This window comes from Sinorhizobium sp. P24N7 (assembly GCF_042436655.1).
In the GTDB taxonomy this organism is placed as follows: domain Bacteria; phylum Pseudomonadota; class Alphaproteobacteria; order Rhizobiales; family Rhizobiaceae; genus Sinorhizobium; species Sinorhizobium meliloti_A.
This window is the reverse complement of the sequence record NZ_JBHMIW010000027.1, coordinates 17,598-38,409: the sequence shown is the minus strand read 5'-3', so window position 1 is coordinate 38,409 and position 20,812 is coordinate 17,598. Positions and strand designations below refer to the sequence as shown.

Annotated in this window: 21 protein-coding genes; 12 read left to right on the top strand and 9 right to left on the bottom strand. The window is 63.0% G+C overall.

What is annotated here, in order from left to right; genetic code table 11:
• Positions 1–192: 192 nt before the first annotated feature.
• The 3 genes from clpP to ACFHWW_RS32125 form a co-directional block, all read right to left on the bottom strand.
• On the bottom strand, positions 193–819 hold the full coding sequence (gene clpP / locus ACFHWW_RS32135) for an ATP-dependent Clp endopeptidase proteolytic subunit ClpP (protein WP_003531805.1): 627 nt from the start codon (positions 817–819) through the stop codon (positions 193–195).
• Positions 820–1,094: 275 nt separating this feature from the next.
• Positions 1,095–2,651 (bottom strand): phospholipase D family protein, encoded by a 1,557-nt coding sequence (locus ACFHWW_RS32130; RefSeq protein ID WP_275596466.1) that lies wholly within the window; start codon positions 2,649–2,651, stop codon positions 1,095–1,097.
• Between the two features lie 110 nt (positions 2,652–2,761).
• Positions 2,762–3,619, bottom strand: a complete 858-nt coding sequence (locus ACFHWW_RS32125; protein ID WP_018094833.1) for an endonuclease/exonuclease/phosphatase family protein — start codon at positions 3,617–3,619, stop codon at positions 2,762–2,764.
• Between the two features lie 172 nt (positions 3,620–3,791).
• On the opposite strand from ACFHWW_RS32125, the gene ACFHWW_RS32120 reads away from it, so the two are divergent.
• The gene (locus tag ACFHWW_RS32120) at positions 3,792–5,039 is read left to right on the top strand and encodes a cytochrome P450 (protein WP_379943321.1); all 1,248 of its coding nucleotides are present in this window, start codon (positions 3,792–3,794) and stop codon (positions 5,037–5,039) included.
• A 6-nt stretch (positions 5,040–5,045) separates the two neighbouring features.
• Here ACFHWW_RS32120 and ACFHWW_RS32115 read toward each other — a convergent pair whose 3' ends face one another.
• Genes ACFHWW_RS32115 through ACFHWW_RS32105 form a run of 3 tightly spaced genes read right to left on the bottom strand, consistent with a single transcriptional unit; the run spans position 5,046 to position 7,152 of the window.
• Entirely contained in the window at positions 5,046–5,387 is a 342-nt protein-coding gene (locus ACFHWW_RS32115; RefSeq protein ID WP_379943319.1) for a cupin domain-containing protein, read from the bottom strand.
• A 28-nt stretch (positions 5,388–5,415) separates the two neighbouring features.
• Positions 5,416–6,696 carry an O-acetylhomoserine aminocarboxypropyltransferase gene (locus ACFHWW_RS32110; protein WP_379943317.1) on the bottom strand — a complete coding sequence of 427 codons (1,281 nt, stop codon included), beginning with the start codon at positions 6,694–6,696 and terminating at the stop codon, positions 5,416–5,418.
• A 27-nt stretch (positions 6,697–6,723) separates the two neighbouring features.
• Positions 6,724–7,152: a CoA-binding protein gene (locus ACFHWW_RS32105; RefSeq protein ID WP_127709298.1), complete on the bottom strand. Its 429-nt coding sequence runs from the start codon at positions 7,150–7,152 to the stop codon at positions 6,724–6,726.
• A gap of 190 nt (positions 7,153–7,342) precedes the next feature.
• On the opposite strand from ACFHWW_RS32105, the gene ACFHWW_RS32100 reads away from it, so the two are divergent.
• Positions 7,343–8,179 carry a DMT family transporter gene (locus ACFHWW_RS32100; protein ID WP_018094828.1) on the top strand — a complete coding sequence of 279 codons (837 nt, stop codon included), beginning with the start codon at positions 7,343–7,345 and terminating at the stop codon, positions 8,177–8,179.
• A gap of 80 nt (positions 8,180–8,259) precedes the next feature.
• Here the strand turns inward: ACFHWW_RS32100 and ACFHWW_RS32095 are convergent, their stop codons facing one another.
• Entirely contained in the window at positions 8,260–9,081 is an 822-nt protein-coding gene (locus tag ACFHWW_RS32095) for an enoyl-CoA hydratase (protein WP_275596468.1), read from the bottom strand.
• Between the two features lie 170 nt (positions 9,082–9,251).
• On the opposite strand from ACFHWW_RS32095, the gene ACFHWW_RS32090 reads away from it, so the two are divergent.
• The 5 genes from ACFHWW_RS32090 (at position 9,252) to argC (ending at position 12,970) form a co-directional block, all read left to right on the top strand.
• A complete protein-coding gene (locus ACFHWW_RS32090) occupies positions 9,252–9,683 on the top strand; it encodes a PaaI family thioesterase (RefSeq protein WP_018094826.1) in 432 nt (143 codons plus the stop codon).
• 219 nt (positions 9,684–9,902) lie between these two features.
• Positions 9,903–10,367, top strand: coding sequence for a 50S ribosomal protein L13 (gene rplM, locus ACFHWW_RS32085; RefSeq protein ID WP_018094825.1), 465 nt, complete (start codon positions 9,903–9,905; stop codon positions 10,365–10,367).
• 2 nt (positions 10,368–10,369) lie between these two features.
• Complete coding sequence (rpsI, locus tag ACFHWW_RS32080; RefSeq protein WP_003529231.1) at positions 10,370–10,837, top strand: 30S ribosomal protein S9; 468 nt, start codon at positions 10,370–10,372, stop codon at positions 10,835–10,837.
• 150 nt (positions 10,838–10,987) lie between these two features.
• Positions 10,988–11,944 (top strand): agmatinase, encoded by a 957-nt coding sequence (speB, locus tag ACFHWW_RS32075; protein ID WP_100672179.1) that lies wholly within the window; start codon positions 10,988–10,990, stop codon positions 11,942–11,944.
• 93 nt (positions 11,945–12,037) lie between these two features.
• A complete protein-coding gene (gene argC, locus ACFHWW_RS32070; RefSeq protein WP_379943313.1) occupies positions 12,038–12,970 on the top strand; it encodes an N-acetyl-gamma-glutamyl-phosphate reductase in 933 nt (310 codons plus the stop codon).
• Positions 12,971–13,040: 70 nt separating this feature from the next.
• On the opposite strand, the gene ACFHWW_RS32065 is transcribed toward argC, so the two are convergent.
• Positions 13,041–14,144: a COX15/CtaA family protein gene (locus tag ACFHWW_RS32065; protein WP_379943311.1), complete on the bottom strand. Its 1,104-nt coding sequence runs from the start codon at positions 14,142–14,144 to the stop codon at positions 13,041–13,043.
• 174 nt (positions 14,145–14,318) lie between these two features.
• Here ACFHWW_RS32065 and ACFHWW_RS32060 point away from each other — a divergent pair, with 174 nt between their 5' ends.
• The 3 genes from ACFHWW_RS32060 (at position 14,319) to ACFHWW_RS32050 (ending at position 16,688) form a co-directional block, all read left to right on the top strand.
• Positions 14,319–14,531: a DUF2842 domain-containing protein gene (locus tag ACFHWW_RS32060; RefSeq protein WP_003529239.1), complete on the top strand. Its 213-nt coding sequence runs from the start codon at positions 14,319–14,321 to the stop codon at positions 14,529–14,531.
• Between the two features lie 11 nt (positions 14,532–14,542).
• A complete protein-coding gene (locus tag ACFHWW_RS32055) occupies positions 14,543–15,283 on the top strand; it encodes a metallophosphoesterase family protein (RefSeq protein ID WP_379943309.1) in 741 nt (246 codons plus the stop codon).
• Between the two features lie 157 nt (positions 15,284–15,440).
• Positions 15,441–16,688, top strand: coding sequence for a GNAT family N-acetyltransferase (locus ACFHWW_RS32050; protein WP_379943307.1), 1,248 nt, complete (start codon positions 15,441–15,443; stop codon positions 16,686–16,688).
• A 2-nt stretch (positions 16,689–16,690) separates the two neighbouring features.
• Here ACFHWW_RS32050 and ACFHWW_RS32045 read toward each other — a convergent pair whose 3' ends face one another.
• Complete coding sequence (locus ACFHWW_RS32045; RefSeq protein ID WP_379943305.1) at positions 16,691–18,829, bottom strand: GumC family protein; 2,139 nt, start codon at positions 18,827–18,829, stop codon at positions 16,691–16,693.
• A 208-nt stretch (positions 18,830–19,037) separates the two neighbouring features.
• On the opposite strand from ACFHWW_RS32045, the gene ACFHWW_RS32040 reads away from it, so the two are divergent.
• Together ACFHWW_RS32040 and ACFHWW_RS32035 are read left to right on the top strand one after the other, a co-directional pair.
• The gene (locus tag ACFHWW_RS32040; RefSeq protein ID WP_018094818.1) at positions 19,038–19,613 is read left to right on the top strand and encodes a polysaccharide biosynthesis/export family protein; all 576 of its coding nucleotides are present in this window, start codon (positions 19,038–19,040) and stop codon (positions 19,611–19,613) included.
• Between the two features lie 5 nt (positions 19,614–19,618).
• Positions 19,619–20,788 (top strand): glycosyltransferase family 4 protein, encoded by a 1,170-nt coding sequence (locus tag ACFHWW_RS32035; RefSeq protein WP_275596476.1) that lies wholly within the window; start codon positions 19,619–19,621, stop codon positions 20,786–20,788.
• Positions 20,789–20,812 lie beyond the last annotated feature (24 nt).

Sequence of the window (20,812 nt, the reverse complement as noted above, 5' to 3'; positions counted from 1 at the left end):
TACTCACCGTCCCGGGCGGAGGCCCGATCACCGGTTGCAACGACTCTCCCCATCAAATCCGAATGCTATGCTCCTTGTTCCAACATAGCATTAAGGATTCATATTAACGGCTTTGCCCCTTGGATAAAGCCCCTTCGCCATTACAAATGTGTCACAATTACATCTGTGGCGACACAAAAGCCCGTGTTCGAACTATTCCATGCCCTCGACCGCATCGCGCGACGTGATCACCTTGTCGATCAAGCCCCAGTCGAGCGCCTCGTCCGCACTCATGAAATGGTCGCGGTCGAGCGTCTGCTCGACTTCTTCGTAGGTGCGACCGCAATGCTTGACGTAAACCTCGTTCAGCCGGCGCTTCATCTTGAGAATGTCACGTGCATGCCGTTCGATGTCGGACGCCTGGCCCTGGAACCCGCCGGAGGGCTGGTGGACCATTATCCGCGAATTGGGCGTTGCGAAGCGCATGTCCTTGTGACCGGCGGCAAGCAGCAGCGAGCCCATCGACGCCGCCTGACCGATGCAGAGCGTCGAGACCGCCGGCTTGATGAACTGCATGGTGTCGTAGATCGCCATGCCCGCTGTCACGACACCGCCCGGAGAGTTGATGTAGAGAGCGACTTCCTTCTTCGGGTTTTCCGCCTCGAGGAACAGCAACTGTGCGCAGACCAGCGTCGCCATGTGGTCTTCGACAGGCCCCGTCAGGAAGATGATGCGCTCCTTGAGCAGTCGCGAATAGATGTCGTAGGATCGCTCGCCGCGATTGGTCTGCTCAACAACCATCGGCACCAGCGCCATGGCCGTATCAACTGGATTTCTCATATCGAACCTTCATCAATCGGGACCGCATCCCTTCGCGGACCGGAATCATCGGATAAGCCTCAGACCTTACATAGAGTGTCAATGCCCTTCACTTCAAGACGCGAACATTCGATAAACTGAATAGTCGCGGGCCCGGGGTCCAGAGCTTTTTATCGGCGTGGCGGATTGGCGGTAGAACAATTTTCCAATTCTTTATGCCGTCGCGCATGCCCCGGGCGCCTTCCTCACAGGCATTCGCAGGAGCGCGGTAAACGACTGGTAAATTCCGACGCCTTTCAAAGCTGGGACTCCAACGGCAGAAAGCGGATCACGCCGGCGATCAGCCGGCGGAGGATGCTTGCGTCCGGCTCGCGCCGCAGCAGCCGCAGGGAGCCGTTCGTCCGGTCCCGCCACGCGGGCCTGCCGTCCTTAAGCATCAGGCGATAGCTTCGCTCCGGCGCCGTTTCCTCCTCGAAGATCGACTGAAGCTCGGCGGCGAGCGCCTCGTCGGAGAAGACGATGCCCATCTCGGTGTTGAGCGACGCGGAACGCGGATCGAAATTCATGGAGCCAACATAGCCGCAGAGGCCATCGACGACGAAGGCCTTGGTGTGAAGGCTCGCGTTTCGCGCTCCGAACAGCGACATACGGTGGCGATCGAAGAAATCGCCGCGCTCCTTGAGCTCGTAAAGCTCGACACCGCCGTCAAGCAGGCCCTTGCGATACTTCACGTAGCCGCCATGCACCGCCGCGACGTCGGTTGCGGCGAGCGAATTCGTCAGCACCGCCACCCTCGCGCCCTTTCCCGCGAGCAGCGCCAGCACGCGCGTCCCCGCTGCGCCGGGGACGAAGTAAGGCGAGATGATCCGCAGATCACGCCTGGCGCCCTTGATCAGCGGGAACAGTTCGCGCAACAGCCAGTTCTGCCGCTTCTGCATCAGCGCCTTTTCCGGCGGGTCGAACGCCATGCGCATATCCGCGCTGCGATGGAGGGTCCGGCTCCCCCAATAGGGGCCGGGACCCGCGTCTGCGACCTTTTCGAGGTAGAAGCGCGCGGCCGCCGTGCGCGCCAGCGCGTCCAGCGCCTCTCTCAGCGCCGGAAGGTACTGCTTGCGCGGCGTCCTGAGCGCGGCGATCGGCAGCACCGACGTGCTGTTCCAGTAGAGATCGAACATGGCCGTCGCCTGGTCGACGACCGGCCCCGCCATCCAGACGTCGAGGTCACGAAAGTTCGACAGTTCCGCCGCGTCGAAATAGGCATCGCCGATATTGCGCCCACCGGATATGGCCAGCCGGCCATCGGCGACCCACAGCTTGTTGTGCATCCGGCGCGTCGCACTGAAGGCCCTTATCGCCATTTCGAACCCGCGGCGGAAGCGGTCCGTTCGTGCCCGGCTTGGATTGAAGAGCCGCACGTCGACATTCGGATGTGCGTCGAGCGAAATGCAGAGACGATCATGGATGCCTGCATTGATATCATCGAGCAGCAGGCGGACGCGAACGCCGCGGTCGGCCGCCCGGATGATCTCGCGCGTCAGCAGAAACCCCGTCAGGTCGTCCTTCCAGTAGTAGTATTGCAGGTCCAGGCTGCGCCCCGCCCGGCGGGCCGAAAGCGCCCGCGCAACGAAGGCTTCGATGTTATCGGAAATGAGCGCGACCACGCTCTCGCCGGGTTGGGCGGCACCCAGCAGCGGGCCAAGGTGCCGATCGATGCCCGTCTCGTCTCCGCCGATGGGGAGCGCGAATGATGGTTCGATCCGCGGCCTGCGACCAAACCAGCCGTAAACGTAGAGGACCGCGACCAGAAAGAGCCCGCAGAGCGCTACGAGAAAAAGTGCAATCCACGACAACATCAGACGCTGCCCTGCCGCATGTTTCACCGGAGCCGATCAAGGATGAAACATGCGGAAACCAAACTACGACGGCGACCAGCGCGCCCCACTATGGAGCGCGTGCGACACCGCTATCCCTGCCCCGCATCGGCCAAGCGGGCTTCCTCACCTTCGGGGCCGTCCTTCTGGACAACCTTCAGATCGATCGAGGCCTTGACGGGCAGATGGTCCGAAGCCACTCGCGCCAGGGGCGTGTCGTGCACGGCCACCGAGGTTACAAGATGATGCGGATTGCCGAGCACCCGGTCGAGCGGCAGCAGCGGAAAGCGCGAGGGGAAGCTGGCAACGGCTGAATGCGACGGGTCGAATATCGGACTGAGGAAGCTGAGCGAGGAGCGTTTGCCCATGCGCCATTCGTTGAGGTCGCCGATCAGCAGCGTCGGACGGCCGGCGCCGTCCGCCGTCGCCTTCAAAAGCGATTCCGCCTGGCGCGCCCGGGAATGACGCAGCAGGCCAAGGTGAGCGGCGATCACCCGCAACGGACCCGCCTTCAGGTCGAGATCGACGACGAGGGCGCCGCGCGGCTCGACGCCCGGCAATTTCAGCTGCCGCACGTCGGAAACCGCACCCTCACGGATAAGCAGGACGTTGCCATGCCATCCGTGGCCCTTCTCGCTGAAAGGCGAAATCGGAACGGAGACAAGATGCGCCTCACGGCGCAGGTGCTCGAGATCGAGGAGCCCCGCGCGCTCGCCGAATCTCTGGTCGGCCTCCTGAAGCGCGACGATATCCGCACCGATCTCCGCGATGACCTGCGCAATTCGCGGCGGGTCGAAGCGCCCGTCGGTGCCCACGCATTTGTGGATATTATAGGAAGCGATCACGATGTCGCCGCGGTTCACTGCGGCATCACGGTTGACGACCGTCGGCCGCCGCTTTCGTATCGCTGCCATGATGCCCGCGGATAGATTGCCTTGCGTCTTTGCCATGCCGCTCCCTGCTTGCTGCCGCATCATGCTCAAATAGGTCGGGCGGTGCTACCGGAAAAGTAGCTAGCGGCGATGTTGTTCCTTCCGGTGCCGAAGGCACTTGCAGTCAGCACGCATGGCGCAATAGAGATGCGGATCGTCATCCGATTGCAGCATTCGAAGAGTCGATATCATGTCCATCGCCCCCGGTATCACCATCGACGGCCCCGCCCGGCGCGTCTCCCTGGACGTCCGCAACCCCCGCTTCTTCCGCAATCCGCTGCCGGCCTACGCGGCGCTTCATGCGCAATGTCCGGCCTTTTTCTGGGAGGAGCCGCAGCAGTGGTTCTTTGCGGGCTACGAGCAGGTGAACAGTCTATTGCGCGACCGGCGCTTCGGCCGACAGATCCTGCATGTCGCCACCCGGGAAGAACTCGGCATGCCGAAACCGAAACCGCATCTGAAGGCTTTCGATGCGCTGGAGGAACACTCGCTGCTCGAACTGGAGCCGCCGGCCCATACGCGGCTGCGCACGCTCGTCAATCGCGCCTTCGTCTCCCGTCAGATCGAACAGCTCAGGCCGGAAATCGAGGCGCTCTCGCATGCGGTGATCGACGGCTTCGAGAAGGATGGTCAGACCGAGCTGTTGAAGACCTATGCCGAGACGATCCCGGTCACCATCATCGCGCGGATGCTCGGCATCCCGGTCGAAGCGGCGCCGCGTCTGCTCGACTGGTCGCACCGCATGGTGAAGATGTACGTGTTCAATCCCAGCCTGGAAACGGAGTTCGACGCCAACCAAGCATCGGCGGAGTTCGCCGACTACCTGAAGGGAATCATAGCGGAGAAGCGGGCAAACCCCGCCGACGACCTGCTCACGCATATGATCACCTCGGAAAAAGACGGCGAGCGCCTGTCGGATGCGGAGCTGATTTCGACCACGGTCCTCCTTCTGAATGCGGGCCACGAGGCGACGGTTCATCAGATCGGCAATGCCGTGCACACGATCCTGCAGTCCGGCCTCTCGCCCACCGAGCTTTTTTCGGACGAGAAGACGACGGAGCGCACGGTGGAAGAGTGTCTGCGCTTCGCCGCGCCCTTGCATATCTTTCAGCGCTACGCGCTCATGGATATCGAGCTGGAGGACGGCATCGCCCTCAGGAAGGGGGACAAGATCGGCCTCATGCTGGGGGCGGCGAACGTCGATCCGCGCAAATTCTCCTCTCCCGATACGTTCAGGCCGGATCGCAACGAAGGCGCCAACGTCTCGTTCGGCGCAGGCCTGCATTTCTGCATCGGCGCACCGCTGGCACGGCTGGAGCTGCAGATTTCCCTGCCGATCCTGTTCCGGCGGCTTCCCGGAATGCGGCTCAGGAACGAGCCGCCGGTCAAGGACGCGTTCCACTTTCATGGTCTGGAGCGGCTCGATCTGGTCTGGTGAGCGGTGTCAGACGCGGATCACGTAGTCCTTGCGAGTCGTTTCAACGACTTCCCAGGTTCCCTTGAAGCCGGGTCTCAACACCAGGCTGTCGCCGGCTTCGAGATGAAGGGGCTCCCCGCCCTCTTCGGTCACGATCGAATGACCGGAGAGGATGTGGAAATATTCCCACTCGTCATAGACGATCCGCCACTTGCCGGGGGTGGCTTCCCATATGCCCGCATAGAGCCCGCCGGCCTCCTCGATATTCCAGGTGCGAAATTCCGGATTTCCAGAAATCAGCCTGTCGCGCGCCGGCACCCCGATCTCAGCCTCGACGCAAGACGGATCGAATTTCAGCATATGGCCCATAAGAAGCCTCCACGTCCTGCCGTGCCTCTCAGGCCTTCCCCAGCGCCTGTTCCAGATCGGCAATGATGTCGGCCACGTCCTCGATGCCGACCGACAACCGGATGACGTCGGGTCCGGCGCCTGCGGCGATCTGCTGCTCCGGCGTGAGCTGCCGGTGCGTGGTCGAGGCGGGGTGGATCACGAGCGAACGCGTGTCGCCGATATTGGCAAGATGGGAGAACATTTCCAGTGCCTCGACAAAGCGCTTTCCCGCCTCGTATCCGCCCGCGAGCCCGAATGTGAAGACGGCTCCCGCCCCCTTCGGCGAGTAGCGCTTCTGCAGCGCGTGGTTCGGATCGCCTTCCAGCCCGGAATAGCGGACCCAGGACACCTTCTCATGCCCCTTCAGCCATTTGGCGACCTCCAGCGCGTTGTCGCAATGGCGCTGCATCCTCAGCGGCAGCGTCTCGACGCCGGTCTGGATAAGGAAGGCGTTGAAGGGCGAAATCGCCGGACCGAAATCCCTCAGACCCAGTACCCGTGCGGCGATGGCGAAGGCGAAGTTGCCGAAGACCTGGTGCAGGACGATGCCGCCATATTCCGGCCTGGGCTCCGACAGCAGCGGATACTTGCCGGATTTCGACCAGTCGAACGTACCGCCGTCGACGATGATCCCGCCCATCGAATTGCCATGACCACCGATGAACTTGGTGAGCGAATGGACGACGATATCGGCGCCGTGTTCGAGCGGCCGCATCAGATAGGGCGTCGCCATCGTATTGTCGACGATGAGCGGCAGTCCATGCCGCCGCGCGACGTCTGCGATCGCGGCTATATCGACGAAGGTGCCGCCCGGATTGGCGAGGCTTTCGATGAAGATCGCCTTGGTGCTTTCGTCGATCTGCGCATCGAAGCTTTCGGGCTCCGCCGAATCGGCCCAACGGACCTGCCAGTCGAAGGCCTTGAAGGCATGGCCGAACTGATTGGCCGACCCGCCGTAAAGCTGTCTGGCGGAAACGAAATTGTCACCCGGCCTCATGATCGTATGGAAAACCAGCAGCTGGGCCGCATGCCCCGAGGAAACGGCCAGGCCGGCGGTCCCGCCTTCGAGCGCCGCAATCCGCTCCTCCAGTACCGCCTGGGTCGGGTTCATGATGCGGGTATAGATATTGCCGAATTGCTGAAGGCCGAAAAGTGCCGCCGCATGATCGGTGTCGTTGAAGACGAAGCTGGTCGTCTGGTAGATCGGCGTCGCCCGCGCGCCGGTCGTCGGGTCCGGCTGGGCCCCGGCGTGGATTGCAAGCGTGCTGAACCCGGGTCCGGATTTCATCGTCGTTCCTCCCTCATTTATTAACGATCAACCGATCAGTCGCGGATATTCGATTGCCGGGCAGCGGTCCATGACGACCTTGATGCCTGCGGCCTCGGCCTTGGCCGCAGCTGCATCGTCGCGGACGGACAGTTGTCCCCAGATGACCTTGGGCAGGGCCGGCAGCGACAGGATCTCGTCGACGAGCGCCGGCAAGGCCGAAGCCGCACGGAAGACGTCGACCATGTCGATCGCCTCCCCTATTTCCGCGAGGCGCGCTACCACCGGCTGGTCGAGAATCGTACCGCCCGCATGGCCGGGATTGACCGGAATGACGCGGTATCCCTTGCGCAGAAGAAAGGCCATGACGCGATAGCTCGGCCGCTCCGGCTTCGGCGAAGCGCCGACGAGCGCGATGGTCTTCGTCTCGCGCAGGATGTCGGCAAGATAATAATCCGGGTAGGCATCGTGGTGCATGCTTGTTGTCCGCGCATGTTTATCATGCGGAGCGATAGTTGGCGTGGAGCGGCTGCGAGTCAACCAAGGCACCTTCCCCGGCCATGCATTTGCACCGTTTCGTTGCGATCGATCTGTAATTCCGGTTGCATTTCGGCAAATGCGAGCCCACAACCGGCTTTCCCGCCCAATCACCCCGCCGAGGTTCATCTTGCCGCCGGACGTCATTGCGCTCGTACTTCTCGGAGCGCTGCTGCACGCGACCTGGAACGCGCTCGTCAAGGCCGGCACGGAAAAATCGCTCGACGCCGCCATGGTGTCGCTTGGCGGCGCGGTCGTGGCGCTCCCCTTCCTGCCCTTCCTCCCGATGCCCGGTTCCGAGGCCGTGCCCTACATTCTGGTTTCGGCACTTTTCCAGTTCGCCTATTTCCAGCTGGTCGCAGCCGCTTACCGCGCAGGCGACATCGGGCTGGTCTATCCCTTGATGCGCGGCGTCGCTCCTCTTCTCGTCGCAGCGACGAGCAGCCTCGTCATCGGCGAGAAACTGAGCGGCGGCGCGATGGCCGGCATCATGACGATCTCCGCGGGCGTGCTCACGCTCGCCTTCGAATCCCGCAAGGGCGGCAGGCACGCCATCGTTCTGGCACTGCTCAATGCCTGCGTGATCGCGAGCTATACCTATGTCGACGGGATAGGCGCCCGCATTTCCGGCAATGCCATATCCTACACGCTCTGGATGGCATTGCTGCCGCCGGTCCTGCTCTTCGGCTGGGCCTTCGCCCGGCGCGGCGTCAAGCCGGTCGCGCGGCATGTGAGCCGTCACTGGTGGCGCGGGCTTGTCGGCGGCGCCGGATCGATCGGCTCCTATGGCCTTGCGCTCTGGGCGATGACGAAAGCCCCGGTCGCCACCGTCGCCGCCCTCCGCGAAACGGCGATCCTGTTCGCCGTCGTCATCTCCGTCGTGTTCCTCGGAGAGCGCGTCAGCGCCTGGCGCATCATCGCCGCCTGCATCATCGCGCTCGGTGCCTTGCTCCTCAGGCTCGCCTGAGGCCCAGGACCTAAAGCGCGTCGCGCTCGTTACTGCATGTCGTTATCCCAGAACCGCTGCACACTTTTGGGCGACATGCACTATTCCTCTTTCCATTCCGGCATGCGCTTGCCGAGAAAGGCACCGATACCTTCCTCGGCATCGCGGGCGAGCATGTTCTCGACCATCACGCCGACAGCGAAGTCGTAGGCGTCGGCAAGCGGCATTTCCGTCTGACGGTAGAAAGCCTCCTTGCCGATCTTCAGCGCCTGCGGCGACTTCGAGGCAATGATCGACGCATATTTGTCGATGACCTGGCGCAGATATTGTTGTGGGACGATGCGGTTGACGAGACCGAACTCCTTCGCTGTCCCGGCATCGATCGTCTCACCGGTCAAAAGCATCTCCATCGCCTGTTTGCGATGGGCGGCGCGCGTCAGGGCGACCATCGGCGTAGAACAGAAAAGACCGATATTCACGCCGGGGGTGCAGAAGGTCGACGTGTCGGTGCAGATCGCGAGGTCGCAACTGGCGACCAACTGGCACCCGGCGGCGGTCGCAAGGCCGTCGACTTCGGCGATGACCGCCTGCGGCAGCCTGGTGATCGTCAGCATGACTTCGGCTGCGAGGCGAATCGTTCGCTCGAAGAACGCCCGGCCACCGTCGGCGTCGGCCCTGTGCGAGGTCATTTCCTTGAGATCGTGGCCGGCGGAGAAGAGCTTCCCGGTCGCCGCGATCACGACGACCTTGATCTCCTTCGAGACGGCCGCTTCTTCGAGCGCCGCCAGCAGTGCTTCCATCAGGGCGATCGAAAGCACATTTGCCGGGGGATTGTTGAGGGTAAGCCGAAGGACCGGGCCATCGAACTCGCGCAGCAAGGGTCCGTTCGACTCTTCTTTCCTGAATGAAACGACGTCCGCCATGGCTCTCTCCCATATCGAAGTTCGTGTCGTGGTACGCCGCCGTCGCCGCTCTTTCAACCCCGCGCTCCCGACTGACCTATGACTGCCTAAGACCAATTTCCCGCTTGCACGGCGCTCCAGGACGTTTTGTAACGGGTGCAACCGAGGCAAGTAACACGGGAGAGAACGCGATGACCCTGCAGCCGGTCATGACCGTCGAGGAGCTCAACCGCTTTCTCGACACCGATTTTCCGCAGGTCCACACCGACGGAAAGGTCTTCGCGGTGACCGAGACTGGACCGGGCTTCGCCACGATGCGGCTCGACCCCAACGAGCGCCACATCCGTCCGGGCGGTACGGTCTCGGGCCCGACGCTCTTCGCGCTGGCGGACGTGTCGGCCTATATCGCGCTCATCGCGCATATCGGTCCGGTCGCGCTTGCCGTCACCACCAGCCTCAACATCAACTTCCTGCGCAAGCCGGAACCGGAACCACTCGAATGTACCTGCCGGATTCTCAAACTCGGCAAACGGCTGGCCGTTCTCGACGCATCGATAAAGACGGTAGCAAGTCCCGATTTGATCGCGCATGCGACGGCGACCTATTCGATTCCGCCCCGTTGAAGTGTGGTATAATAATACCACACTGGTAACTATCTGAATTTGCTTCATCTTCTTTCACGGCGCACGGAAAGACGGTCTTGACCTTGATGGCGAGCTTCCTTATAAGCTGCCCCAGATCGCGGTCCGACTGGGCCGCCTTCTTTTTTGCCCTCATCGAGGTCAAAGCAAGCAACAAGAAACGCCCGGCTTCGTTCCGGGTCCAAACGAAAGAGTTTAGATATGGCAACCTTCGTTCAGAAGCCTGCAGAGGTGGAGAAGAAGTGGATCATCATCGACGCCGAAGGCCTCGTTGTCGGTCGCCTCGCTTCCCTTATCGCAAACCGCCTGCGCGGCAAGCATAAAGCCACCTACACGCCGCATGTCGACGACGGCGACAACGTCATCGTCATCAATGCAGAGAAGGCCGTCCTCACCGGCAAGAAGTACACCGACAAGAAGTACTACTGGCACACCGGTTACCCCGGCGGCATCAAGGAGCGCACCGCGCGCCAGATCATCGAAGGTCGCTTCCCGGAGCGCGTCATCGAGAAGGCCGTCGAGCGCATGGTTCCGCGCGGCCCGCTCGGCCGTCGCCAGATGAAGAACCTGCGTGTCTACGCCGGTTCGAACCACCCGCATGAAGCACAGCAGCCGGCCGTCCTCGACGTCGCCAAGCTGAACAGCAAGAACACAAGGAGCGCCTGATAATGGCTGACCTTTCCGCTCTCAAGGAAATCGCCACGACCGCGGAACCGGCTGCTCCGGTTCACGTCAAGAAAGTCGACGCCCAGGGCCGCTCCTATGCGACCGGCAAGCGCAAGGACGCCGTCGCCCGCGTTTGGATCAAGGCCGGTTCCGGCAAGATCACCATCAACGGCAAGCCTTTCTCGGACTACTTCGCCCGTCCGGTTCTGCAGATGATCCTGCAGCAGCCGGTCGTCGCGGCAGCCCGTGACGGCCAGTTCGACATCGACGCGACCGTTGCCGGCGGCGGCCTTTCCGGCCAGGCCGGCGCCGTTCGTCACGGCATTTCCAAGGCCCTCACCTACTTCGAACCGGGCCTGCGCCCCGTTCTGAAGCGCGGCGGCTTCCTCACCCGCGACAGCCGCGTGGTCGAGCGCAAGAAGTACGGTCGTGCCAAGGCACGTCGTTCGTTCCAGTTCTCCAAGCGCTAATCGCTGGCAGACTGCACTTTCGAAGGCCGGGCTCGTCCCGGCCTTTTTTCATGTGCATCCATAGCGTCCCCGTGCACATGATTTTGACGCCGGGCTCTTGCCTTGCCCCGATCGATTGGCCAACGTCCGCACATCTGTCGGGAGAACAGCATGGCCAACAAGTCGATCGACCACGCGATCACTGCAAAATCACTGACGGCGGCGGCCTCCGATCCGACGCATGCCGGCATCCTTTCCTTCATGCGGCGGAAATACACCAAAGAGCTCAAGGGTGTGGAGGCGGTCGTCTGGGGAATCCCGTTCGATGCGGCCACGTCGAACCGCCCCGGCGCGCGCTTCGGGCCACAGGCGATCCGACGCGCATCGGCGATCTTCGACAACGATCCGCAATATCCGTTCCAGCGCGACCTGTTTGCCGACATGGCGACGATCGATTACGGCGATTGCCTGCTCGACTACGGCAACCATGCGAAGACTCCCCAGACGATCGAGCGCGAGGCGTCGAAAATCCTGAAGTCCGGCGCCTACCTGCTGACGCTCGGCGGCGACCACTTCGTCACCTATCCGATCCTCAGGGCCCATGCAGCCCTGCACGGACCCCTCGCCCTCGTCCAGTTCGACGCCCATCAGGACACCTGGCCGGACGAGAAAGGCCGCATCGATCATGGCTCTTTCGTCGGCCGCGCGGCACGCGAGGGACTGATCGACGTGGAACGCTCGATCCAGATCGGCATCCGGACGCATGCTCCGGAGGATTGCGGCCTTCGGATGGTCTACGGCGACGAGCTCGAGGAGATGCGCGCCGAGGAGATCGCCGATACCATCATCCGCCATGTCGACAGCCGCCCCGCCTATCTGACCTTCGATATAGATTGCCTTGACCCGGCCTTTGCGCCCGGCACCGGCACCCCCGTGGCCGGCGGCCCGTCAAGCGCCAAGATACTATCGGTCCTGCGCAAACTCGGCGCGCTTCATATCGCCGGAAGCGACGTGGTCGAGGTGGCGCCTGCCTACGACCACGCGGACCTCACCGCCATTGCTGGCTCGACCATCGCCATGTATATGCTGGGCCTGCGTGCCGAGTGGCTGGCGGAGAGGCGCGGCTGATCGAAGCGGCGGCGCGCGCCCAAGAAATTGATTCAATTTTATGCCAGACTGATTCCGGAAACGCCGCTAACGGACTGCAGGAGCAGGAAAATCATGACACCGAAGATCTTTATCGATGGCGAACACGGCACGACGGGCCTGCAGATCCGTGTGCGCATGGCCGGCCGTACGGATCTCGAACTCCTGTCCATTCCGGAAGCGGAGCGACGCAATGCAGCGATGCGCGAGGATCTCCTGAACAGCGCCGATATCGCCATCCTATGCCTGCCGGACGACGCCTCGCGGGAGGCCGTTGCCATGGTTGCCGGAAACAATCGCGTCCGCATCATTGATACGTCGACCGCGCATCGCGTCGCGCCCGACTGGGCCTATGGCTTTGCCGAGATGGACAAGGCGCAGCCCCAGCGGATCCGCGACGCGCGCCATGTCGCCAATCCCGGCTGCTACCCGACTGGAGCGATCGCCCTGATTCGCCCTCTGCGCCAGGCGGGTATCCTGCCGGACGGCTATCCCGTCACCGTCAATGCGGTTTCCGGCTATACCGGCGGCGGCAAGCAGATGATCGCGCAGATGGAGGACGACAAGAATCCGGACCACATCGACGCGCCGCATTTCCTCTACGGGCTTACGCTGAAGCACAAGCACGTGCCGGAAATGAAGATGCACGGGCTTCTCGAGCGCGCGCCGGTCTTCAGCCCTTCCGTCGGCAAGTTCGCGCAGGGGATGATCGTGCAGGTGCCGCTTTATCTCGAGGACCTGGCAGCCGGTGCAACGCTGGAAACGATCCATCGGGCCCTCGTCGACCATTATGCAGGACAGTCGATCGTTGACGTCGTGCCGCTTGAGGAGAGCGCCAAGCTCGCCCGGATCGATGCGACGGAGCTCGCCGGCAGCGACGCCATGAAGCTTTTCGTTTTCGGTACCCAGGGTGGAGCGCATGTCAATCTGGTCGCGCTGCTCGACAATCTCGGCAAGGGCGCCTCGGGCGCCGCCGTCCAGAACATGGACCTGATGCTGTCCGCCTGACACGGCGAGTCGAGACGAAAACCCCGGCAGCGTTCCTGCCGGGGTTTTCGTTCGTTCGATCGCAGGCAAATCAGTCGCGCATTTCTATCGCCGTGTCTGTCGGATAGGTGCCGACGAAACCGCGCCAATGGGCGATCGCGAAGCCGAGCACGACGAGGGCGCCGCCCTGATGCAGCACGCCCCAGCCGATCGGTACCTGCAGAAGCAACGTCGTGATGCCGATTGCCGCCTGCACCGTCACCAGCGCGAAGAGGAGTACCGAGCGGCGGGCATGTGTCGTCTCCGGCGCGGCGCGGAGGGACGCGATCATGTGCCAAAGCGCCAATGCGAACAGCAGATAGGCGCCGAGACGGTGGACGAACTGCACCGTCTTCGGATTTTCGAAGAGATTGATCCAGGCGGGCTGCTGCACGAACAGACCGCCCGGCACGATCGCCCCGTCCATCAGCGGCCAGGTGTTGTAGCTCAGACCCGCATCGAGACCCGCGACGATCGCGCCCAGATAGATCTGGAAGAGGCTCATGGTCGCGATGGCCGCCGCCATGCCTTGCGACCTTTTCGTCGGATGCGCGTCGTCGGAATGCGGACACAGCCCCCGGTAAATCCACATGCAGGCGGCAAAGATCAGGCAGGCGATGGTCAGATGCGTGGCAAGCCGGTACTGGCTGACTGCGGTCCGCTCCGCCAGACCGGAGGATACCATCCACCAGCCGATGAATCCCTGAAAACCGCCGAGCGCCAGGATTCCGAGAAGCGGCAGCCGCAGACGCCGCTCTATCCGCCCCGTGATCCAGAAGAAGAAGAGCGGCAGAGCGAAGATCACGCCGATGCCGCGCGCGAGCAGCCGGTGCGCCCACTCCCACCAGAAGATGGTCTTGAACTCGTCGACCGTCATGCCTTTGTTGATCTGCTCATATTGCGGAATGCGCTGGTAGAGGCGGAATTCCTCCTCCCATTCCTCCGCGGAGAGCGGCGGTATGACGCCGTGGACGGGTTTCCACTCGGTGATCGACAAGCCGGATTCGGTCAGTCGCGTAGCCCCTCCGACGAGCACCAGCGCAAACAGAGCGAAGAGAACGGCGGCAAGCCAGCCGCGGATCTGCCGGCGGTTGCGCTCGGTTCTGCCGATCTCTTTGAGCAGCATCTGTTCTGTTGCCAATTCGGCGTGGGCCATGGCACTTCCTCATCTGTCGCGGAAACGGTACCGCTATGCCGGCATTGCCGGTCAGGACGGTCTCAAAGCCGTTGATTTGCACCAGAGTGCCGTGCAAAACAAGGCCGAACCCTTTGCGGCATGCCGTCGCGGGCCGCCCGAGTGCCAACGCTGCCGCCACCGAAAGATCGAAAAATGCCCGTACGCCTCCGAAAACTGATCGGTACCGTCCTGCTCATCATCCTCGTCGTCGTCTACGCACTTGCGGCCGTTACCTTCGCTTCCCTGCTGCTCGGCGCGTCTCCCTGGTGGGTGCATCTGCTTTATTTCTTCTTCACCGGCCTGCTGTGGGTCCTTCCCGCCATGCTGATCATCAAATGGATGGAAAAACCCGCCGCCGATCACTGAGGTTTCCGGGCATGAGAATCGCGGTGATTTCGGATGTTCACGGCAACGACCTCGCGCTCGAGGCCGTGCTTGCCGACATCGACGCACAGGGCATCGACGAGATCGTCAATCTTGGCGATCATCTGAGCGGCCCGCTGAATGCCGCGCGGACAGCGGAGATCCTGATCGGCCGCCGTACCGCTGCGATACGCGGCAATCACGACCGCTATCTTCTCACGCTCGACCCTGCCCGCATGGGATTGTCCGACCGCTCCGCCCATGAAGAACTCGATGAGCGCCACCTCGACTGGCTGGCCGCTCTGCCGGCGACCCTCGTCTATCGGGACGCTCTCTTTCTCTGCCATGGCACGCCGACGAGCGACGAGGCCTATTGGATGGAAGCGCTGACGGGCGACGGCATCGTTCACATGGCGCGGCGCGCGGAGATCGAGCGCTTTGCCGACGACATCGAGCACCCCGTAATCCTCTGCGGCCACACGCATGTTCAACGTGCCCTGCGGCTTTCGGGCGGGCGGCTCCTGGTCAATCCGGGCAGTGTCGGATGCCCGGCCTATGGCGACGACCGGCCAGTCGCGCACAAGGTCGAAACCGGTTCGCCGGATGCCCGCTACGCCATCGTCGAGATGGCATCCGGCGACTGGAACGTCACCTTCCGCTGTGTCGGCTACGATCACATGGCGGCGTCGCTCCTCGCGGCCGAACGCGGCCGCGCCGAATGGGCAACGGCGCTCGCGACCGGGTTCCTCGACTGAATTCTACCGGCCGCCTTGCCTGCATTTCCAGCGGCCGCCTGTTCCGGCTTCATATTCCCCTAACCCTGTTGTCTGCCGGGCACGCGCGTGCCTGCCGGATTAATCAGATCTATCAGAATTCCCGTTTCAATGGCTGCATCACGCATGCGGATCGACAATGATGGCAAGTTCCGATTTCACCCTTTCGCCGGAAGCCAGCGCCGGGCGGTATCTTTCGGCCGGGAGCGTCGCCCGTGAAGGCAGCGGTGCCGGCCGGATCACCATCTCCGTCCACGCGGACATGGACGAGATCGAAGCGGAATGGCGCGTTCTTGACGGAAGCAGCGGCAATTCGCTGCACCAGAGCTTCGACTGGTGTGCGGCGTGGACAAAGACGCATGGCAGCGAACTGCTGATCGTTCGTGGTGCGGCTGGCAGGGAGCCGCTTTTTCTCCTCCCGTTCGAGATCGAACGCGGCCGGCTTTTCCGCGCGGCGCGCCTGGTCGGCTCGGAGCACAGCAATCTCAACACCGGCCTGTTCGGCCCCGGCATCGACAATGCGCCCGCTGCGGAGCTCACGGCAGCGCTCACCGGCGGCATCGGTCGCCAGCTCCGCCGTTTCGCGGACGTGATCGTGTTCGACCGGACGCCGCAGATCTGGCGCGGCGCGCCGCACCCCCTCGCCGCTCTGGCCGGCATCGAGAACCCGAACGCCTCCTTCCAGTTGCCGCTTCTCGGCACGATCGAGCACACACTCGCCCAGATCAATGCCAAGCGGCGGCGCAAGAAGATGCGCATATCCGAAAGGCGCCTCGCCGAGATTGGCGGCTATGATTATGTTATCGCTCGCGAAACGCAGGAGGCCCACGCCCTGCTCGAGACTTTCTTCCGCCAGAAAGCCGCCCGCTTCGAGACACTCGGCCTGCCGGATGCCTTTCGTGATGCCGAGACGCGCGCCTTTTTCCATGCGCTGATCGATGCCGGGGCGCCCGAGCCCCTCCTCGAACTCAATGCGATAAGACTGAGGGGCGAATATGCCGGCCGAATTCTCGCGGTCGCCGGTCTCTCGCGTAAGGGCGACCACGTCATCTGCCAGTTCGGTTCGATCGACGAGGAAATCGCCGCGGACGCCAGCCCGGGCGAGTTGCTGTTCTACAGAATGATCGAGCGCCTCTGCGCGGAAGGCGTCGCCGTCTTCGACTTCGGCATCGGCGACCAGCCTTACAAGCGGTCGTGGTGCACGGTGGAAACCCCGTTGCGCGACATCGTTCTGCCCCTTACGTTCCGCGGTCGGCTGGCCGCCGGCGGTTTCCGGGCGATCGCCGGGGCGAAACGGTTGGTCAAGGCCAACGAAACGCTTTATGCCTTCATTCAACGGCAGCGGCAGCGGCGGCAGACATCGGCTGCAAGCGCGGATGAACCGTGACGTTATGCAGCGCGGCGGTCGGGAAAATCGGGGCCGTCCTGCCCCTTCCCGGTCATCAGCACGACGTCGCGATATCCGGCTTCCCCGAAACTCAACAGCATCTCGACGATCTGGTCGTCGCTGATCGACGGTGCCGACAGAATGATCTCGGTGCCCTCGTGCCGTGCCACCTTGGCGACGGCCTCCGCATCGGCCGACCCGCATTCGATCAGGACGAGATCGTAGGCGTTGGCGAGCGCGTCGATGATGATCTGCAGCCGGTCGATGCCGCGCATCGCCGCATGAGGATCGGCGTCGCCATGGGGTATGATATGTGCTTGGGACAACCTGTCCGAGTGAATCGACTCGGAGAAGGCGACTTCGCCCATGAGCAGATTCGTAACCCCGGCAAGGTCCTGCGATTGTGCCATGAGCCGCGTCGGACAGGCCGAACCGGAAAGGTCGATCAGCACGACCTTCTGCTCGTCCTCGGCCAGAACGCGCGCCAGCATCACGGTGGCCGTCGATCCCTCGTCGCCGCCCGGCGATACCGAGACCGCAATCCGCACGCCATTGGCACGAAGATGTTCGGCCACCGACTCGATCGAAAAATCGTGCTTCGATGCCGCATTTCCATCGCCGCCGTTCTCCTCAGGCGCAGGTTCCGCCGCGACGAGGACAGGTGCGGGAATTTCTTCGATCACGCCAGCGACTGAAGGCATTTCTGCGGGCTGACCCGCGGCCGGTGCTTCGGGGAGCGAGACCGGCCTTAGCGCCCGGCCGCTGAAAAGTTCGCCAAGCATGACGACGACGCAACTGACCAGGAGGCTTGCAAAGGCAGCGACGATCGTGATCGGCAGCACCTTCGGAAAGCTCTGGGCGGTCGGGACCACGGCGCGCGAAATCACGCGTGCATCGGCCGGAGTTGCGTTCGCAACTGTACGCGACGTCGCCTCGCGGTATCGGGCGAGATAGGTTTCGAGCAGTTGGCGCTGCGCCGTCGCCTCGCGCTCGAGCGCGCGGAGCCCGACCTCCTCCTCGCCCGCCTGCGCCGATTGCGCCTTGAGCGTGTTCATTTGCTGAACGAGCTGCTGCTCGCGCAGTTGCCCGACCTTCGCCTCATTTTCGAGGCTCGCAAGAATCTTCCGCGTCTCCGACCGGATCTGCCCTTCGATCCCTTCGAGCTGGGATTTGAGCCCCTTCAACCGCGGATGGCCGTCGAGCAGTGTCGTCGACAGGTCGGCGATCTGCGCCTGGACGTTGGCGCGGTTCTCCTTGAGACGCTGAATCATCGGCGAACCGACGATGTCGGCAAGCGTGTCCGCCGGACGGCCGTCGGCGAGCGCCGTCCGCATTCCCTCGGCGCGCGCAGCCGTGTTCGCCCGCTCCGACCGCACCCGTGCAAGCTCCGTCGAAATGTCGGTAAGCTGGCGCGTGGCAAAATTCTGCGTCTCGCCGGTCGGAAGCAGGCCCGACTCGGCGCGGTAACCTGCGACCTTCGCCTCCGCCTCGCGCACCTTCTCGCGCAGGTTGGCGATCTCCGGCTCAAGCCAGCGGCTCGCCTCGGAGTTCGAGTCGAGCTTGGCTCCGCTCTGCAACGAAAGATAGACATTGGCCATTTCGTTCGGAATGGCGGCTGCGAGCTTCGGGTCCTTCGAGGTGAAGGCGATGGCGATCACACGCGATTTTTCGACCTGATAGACCTGCAGCTTCTCTTCGAACTCCTTCAGCACCCGTTCTTCCGGCGGCAAATCGAGAGGATTCTTCTTCAGACCCAGCATCACCAGGAGATCGGACGCGGCAGAAGGCCGTGCCGAGGGATCGAACTCGTCGAGTTCGTGAAGCTTCATGTTGCGCGCGACCTGCTTGATAAGGTCCGCCGAACGCAGGACCTGCACCTGGCTGAGGATGCCCGACTCGTCAAACATCCGGTCGGAGCCATTCTGCGAAACTTGATTGGTGCCGCTGAACTCGGGCTCACGCGACTCTATCAGAACGCGCGTTTCGCCCTCGTAATCGGGATCGACCATCTTGGCAGCCGCGAAGGCGACGGCAGCGGCCCCGACCGTGGCGAGCAGCACCCGCACGCGGCGTTGCCAGATGGCGCGAAAAAGCCCGCCGAGATCGATATCCACATCCTGCTGTCCGCCGATGCCCGACATGCCTGCACTCCAAAGCTTTCTCGTTTGGCGGGAAGGTAAACGAACATGGTAACCCAAGGGTTAATTTCCGCTGCAACCAGAGGGTGGCATGCGCCATGACGAGAAGGGCATTCGATGCGGGAAATTCTCGTGGTGGATTTACCGGCCATTAACCCTAACGGATCGATAACATCGGCCAACGGTGATCGTTTCCGGAGCCCCTGACCGCATGTCGACCGCAGCCAACAAGAGAACAAGCGTCTTCGCCGTCGCGATCCTGTCGGCGCTCGTCGGCGGTTGCACGAACTACCAGCCCGCCCCCAAGGGCTTCAGCCAGGCCACGGTTCAGCCCTATCGGCTGGACAGCGGCGATCGCCTGCGCATCAACGTCTTCGAACAGGCAAGCCTCAGCGGCAGCTACACGGTCGATCAGGCCGGCTATGTCGCCTTCCCGCTGATCGGGGCCGTTCCGTCGCGCGGGCATACGCTTCCGGAACTGGAGGGGATGATCGCGGCGAAGCTCCGCCAGGGCTTCCTCAAGGATCCGGACGTCACGATCGAGGTCGACCGCTACCGCTCCGTGTTCATCATGGGCGAAGTGGGACAGGCCGGCCAATACGCCTACGTTCCGGGGATGACGGTACAGAATGCGATCGCCGTCGCAGGCGGCTTCACGCCACGCGCCAACCAGGCGACCGCCGACATCACCCGCAAGATCAACGGCCGCATCATCACCGGACGCGTTCCGGTAACCGACCCGGTTCTCGCCGGCGACACCGTCTATATACGCGAACGACTGTTCTGATCGCCATGAGCGAACGCCCCTTGCGCATTCTGCATTGCTTCAGATCCCCGGTCGGCGGCATATTCCGGCACGTGCGCGACCTTGCCGAAGCGCATGCGGACGCCGGACATCAGGTCGGAATCCTTTGCGACAGCACCACCGGCGGGGCCCACGAGGACGCGCTCTTCGAAGAGGTTCGCCCGCATCTGGCGCTCGGCATCATCCGTGTTCCAATCCATCGTTCGATCGGGGCATCGGACGCCGCGGCGCTTTGGCGCGGCTACAAGGAAATCAGAAGTTTGCAACCGGATGTATTGCACGGCCACGGCGCCAAGGGCGGCGTGATGGCGCGCATCGTCGGTTCAGCCCTGCGGGTCAACAAGTATCGCGTAGCCCGCCTCTATTCGCCCCATGGGGGCAGCCTTCACTTCGAGCGCCGGTCCCTGGCTGGTTCGCTCATTCTGCGCGTCGAGCGCCTGCAGGAACGCCTGACCGACGCCCTCGTCTTCGTCTGTGAATACGAACGCCGCACCTACGGCGCCAGGGTCGGCCCTCCACTGGCGCGCAACGAGCTGATCTATAACGGCATCGACGATGCGGAATTCGAACCGGTCGAGACGGGCCCGGGCGCTGTCGATTTCCTCTATATCGGCATGATGCGGGACCTGAAGGGTCCCGATCTTTTTATCGAAGGATTTGCCGCAGCCGAAGAGATCGCCGGCCGCAGGCTTTCCGCCTTGATGGTCGGAGATGGCCCGCAGCAGCGGCAATACGAAGAAATGACCCTGCGCATGGGTCTCGCCGATCGCGTCCGGCTGCTGCCGGCAATGAGGGCGCGCGAGGCTTTCGCTCTGGCCCGCAAGGTCGTCATTCCCTCCCGCGCAGAATCCATGCCCTATATCCTTCTGGAAGCGCTCGCCGCCGGAAAGCCCGTAATCGCGACCCGCGTCGGCGGCATCCCGGAGGTTCTCGGGTCCGATAGCGAGGCGCTCGTCCAACCCGGCGATGCGGGGGCGCTTGCCCGCCTCATGGCAGACGCCATCCTGGACGCCGGCTGGGCTGCCCGGACGATGCCCGACGCGGACCGGTTCAAATCCCGCTTCGCCGCATCGGTGATGACCAGACACGTGATGCAGCTTTATCGAGACCTCACCGAGGAATCGCTTGTGCCGCAGGGGCGGCTGCGTACAACGTAAGCGTTTCTTAGTGGCTTTCTGCTA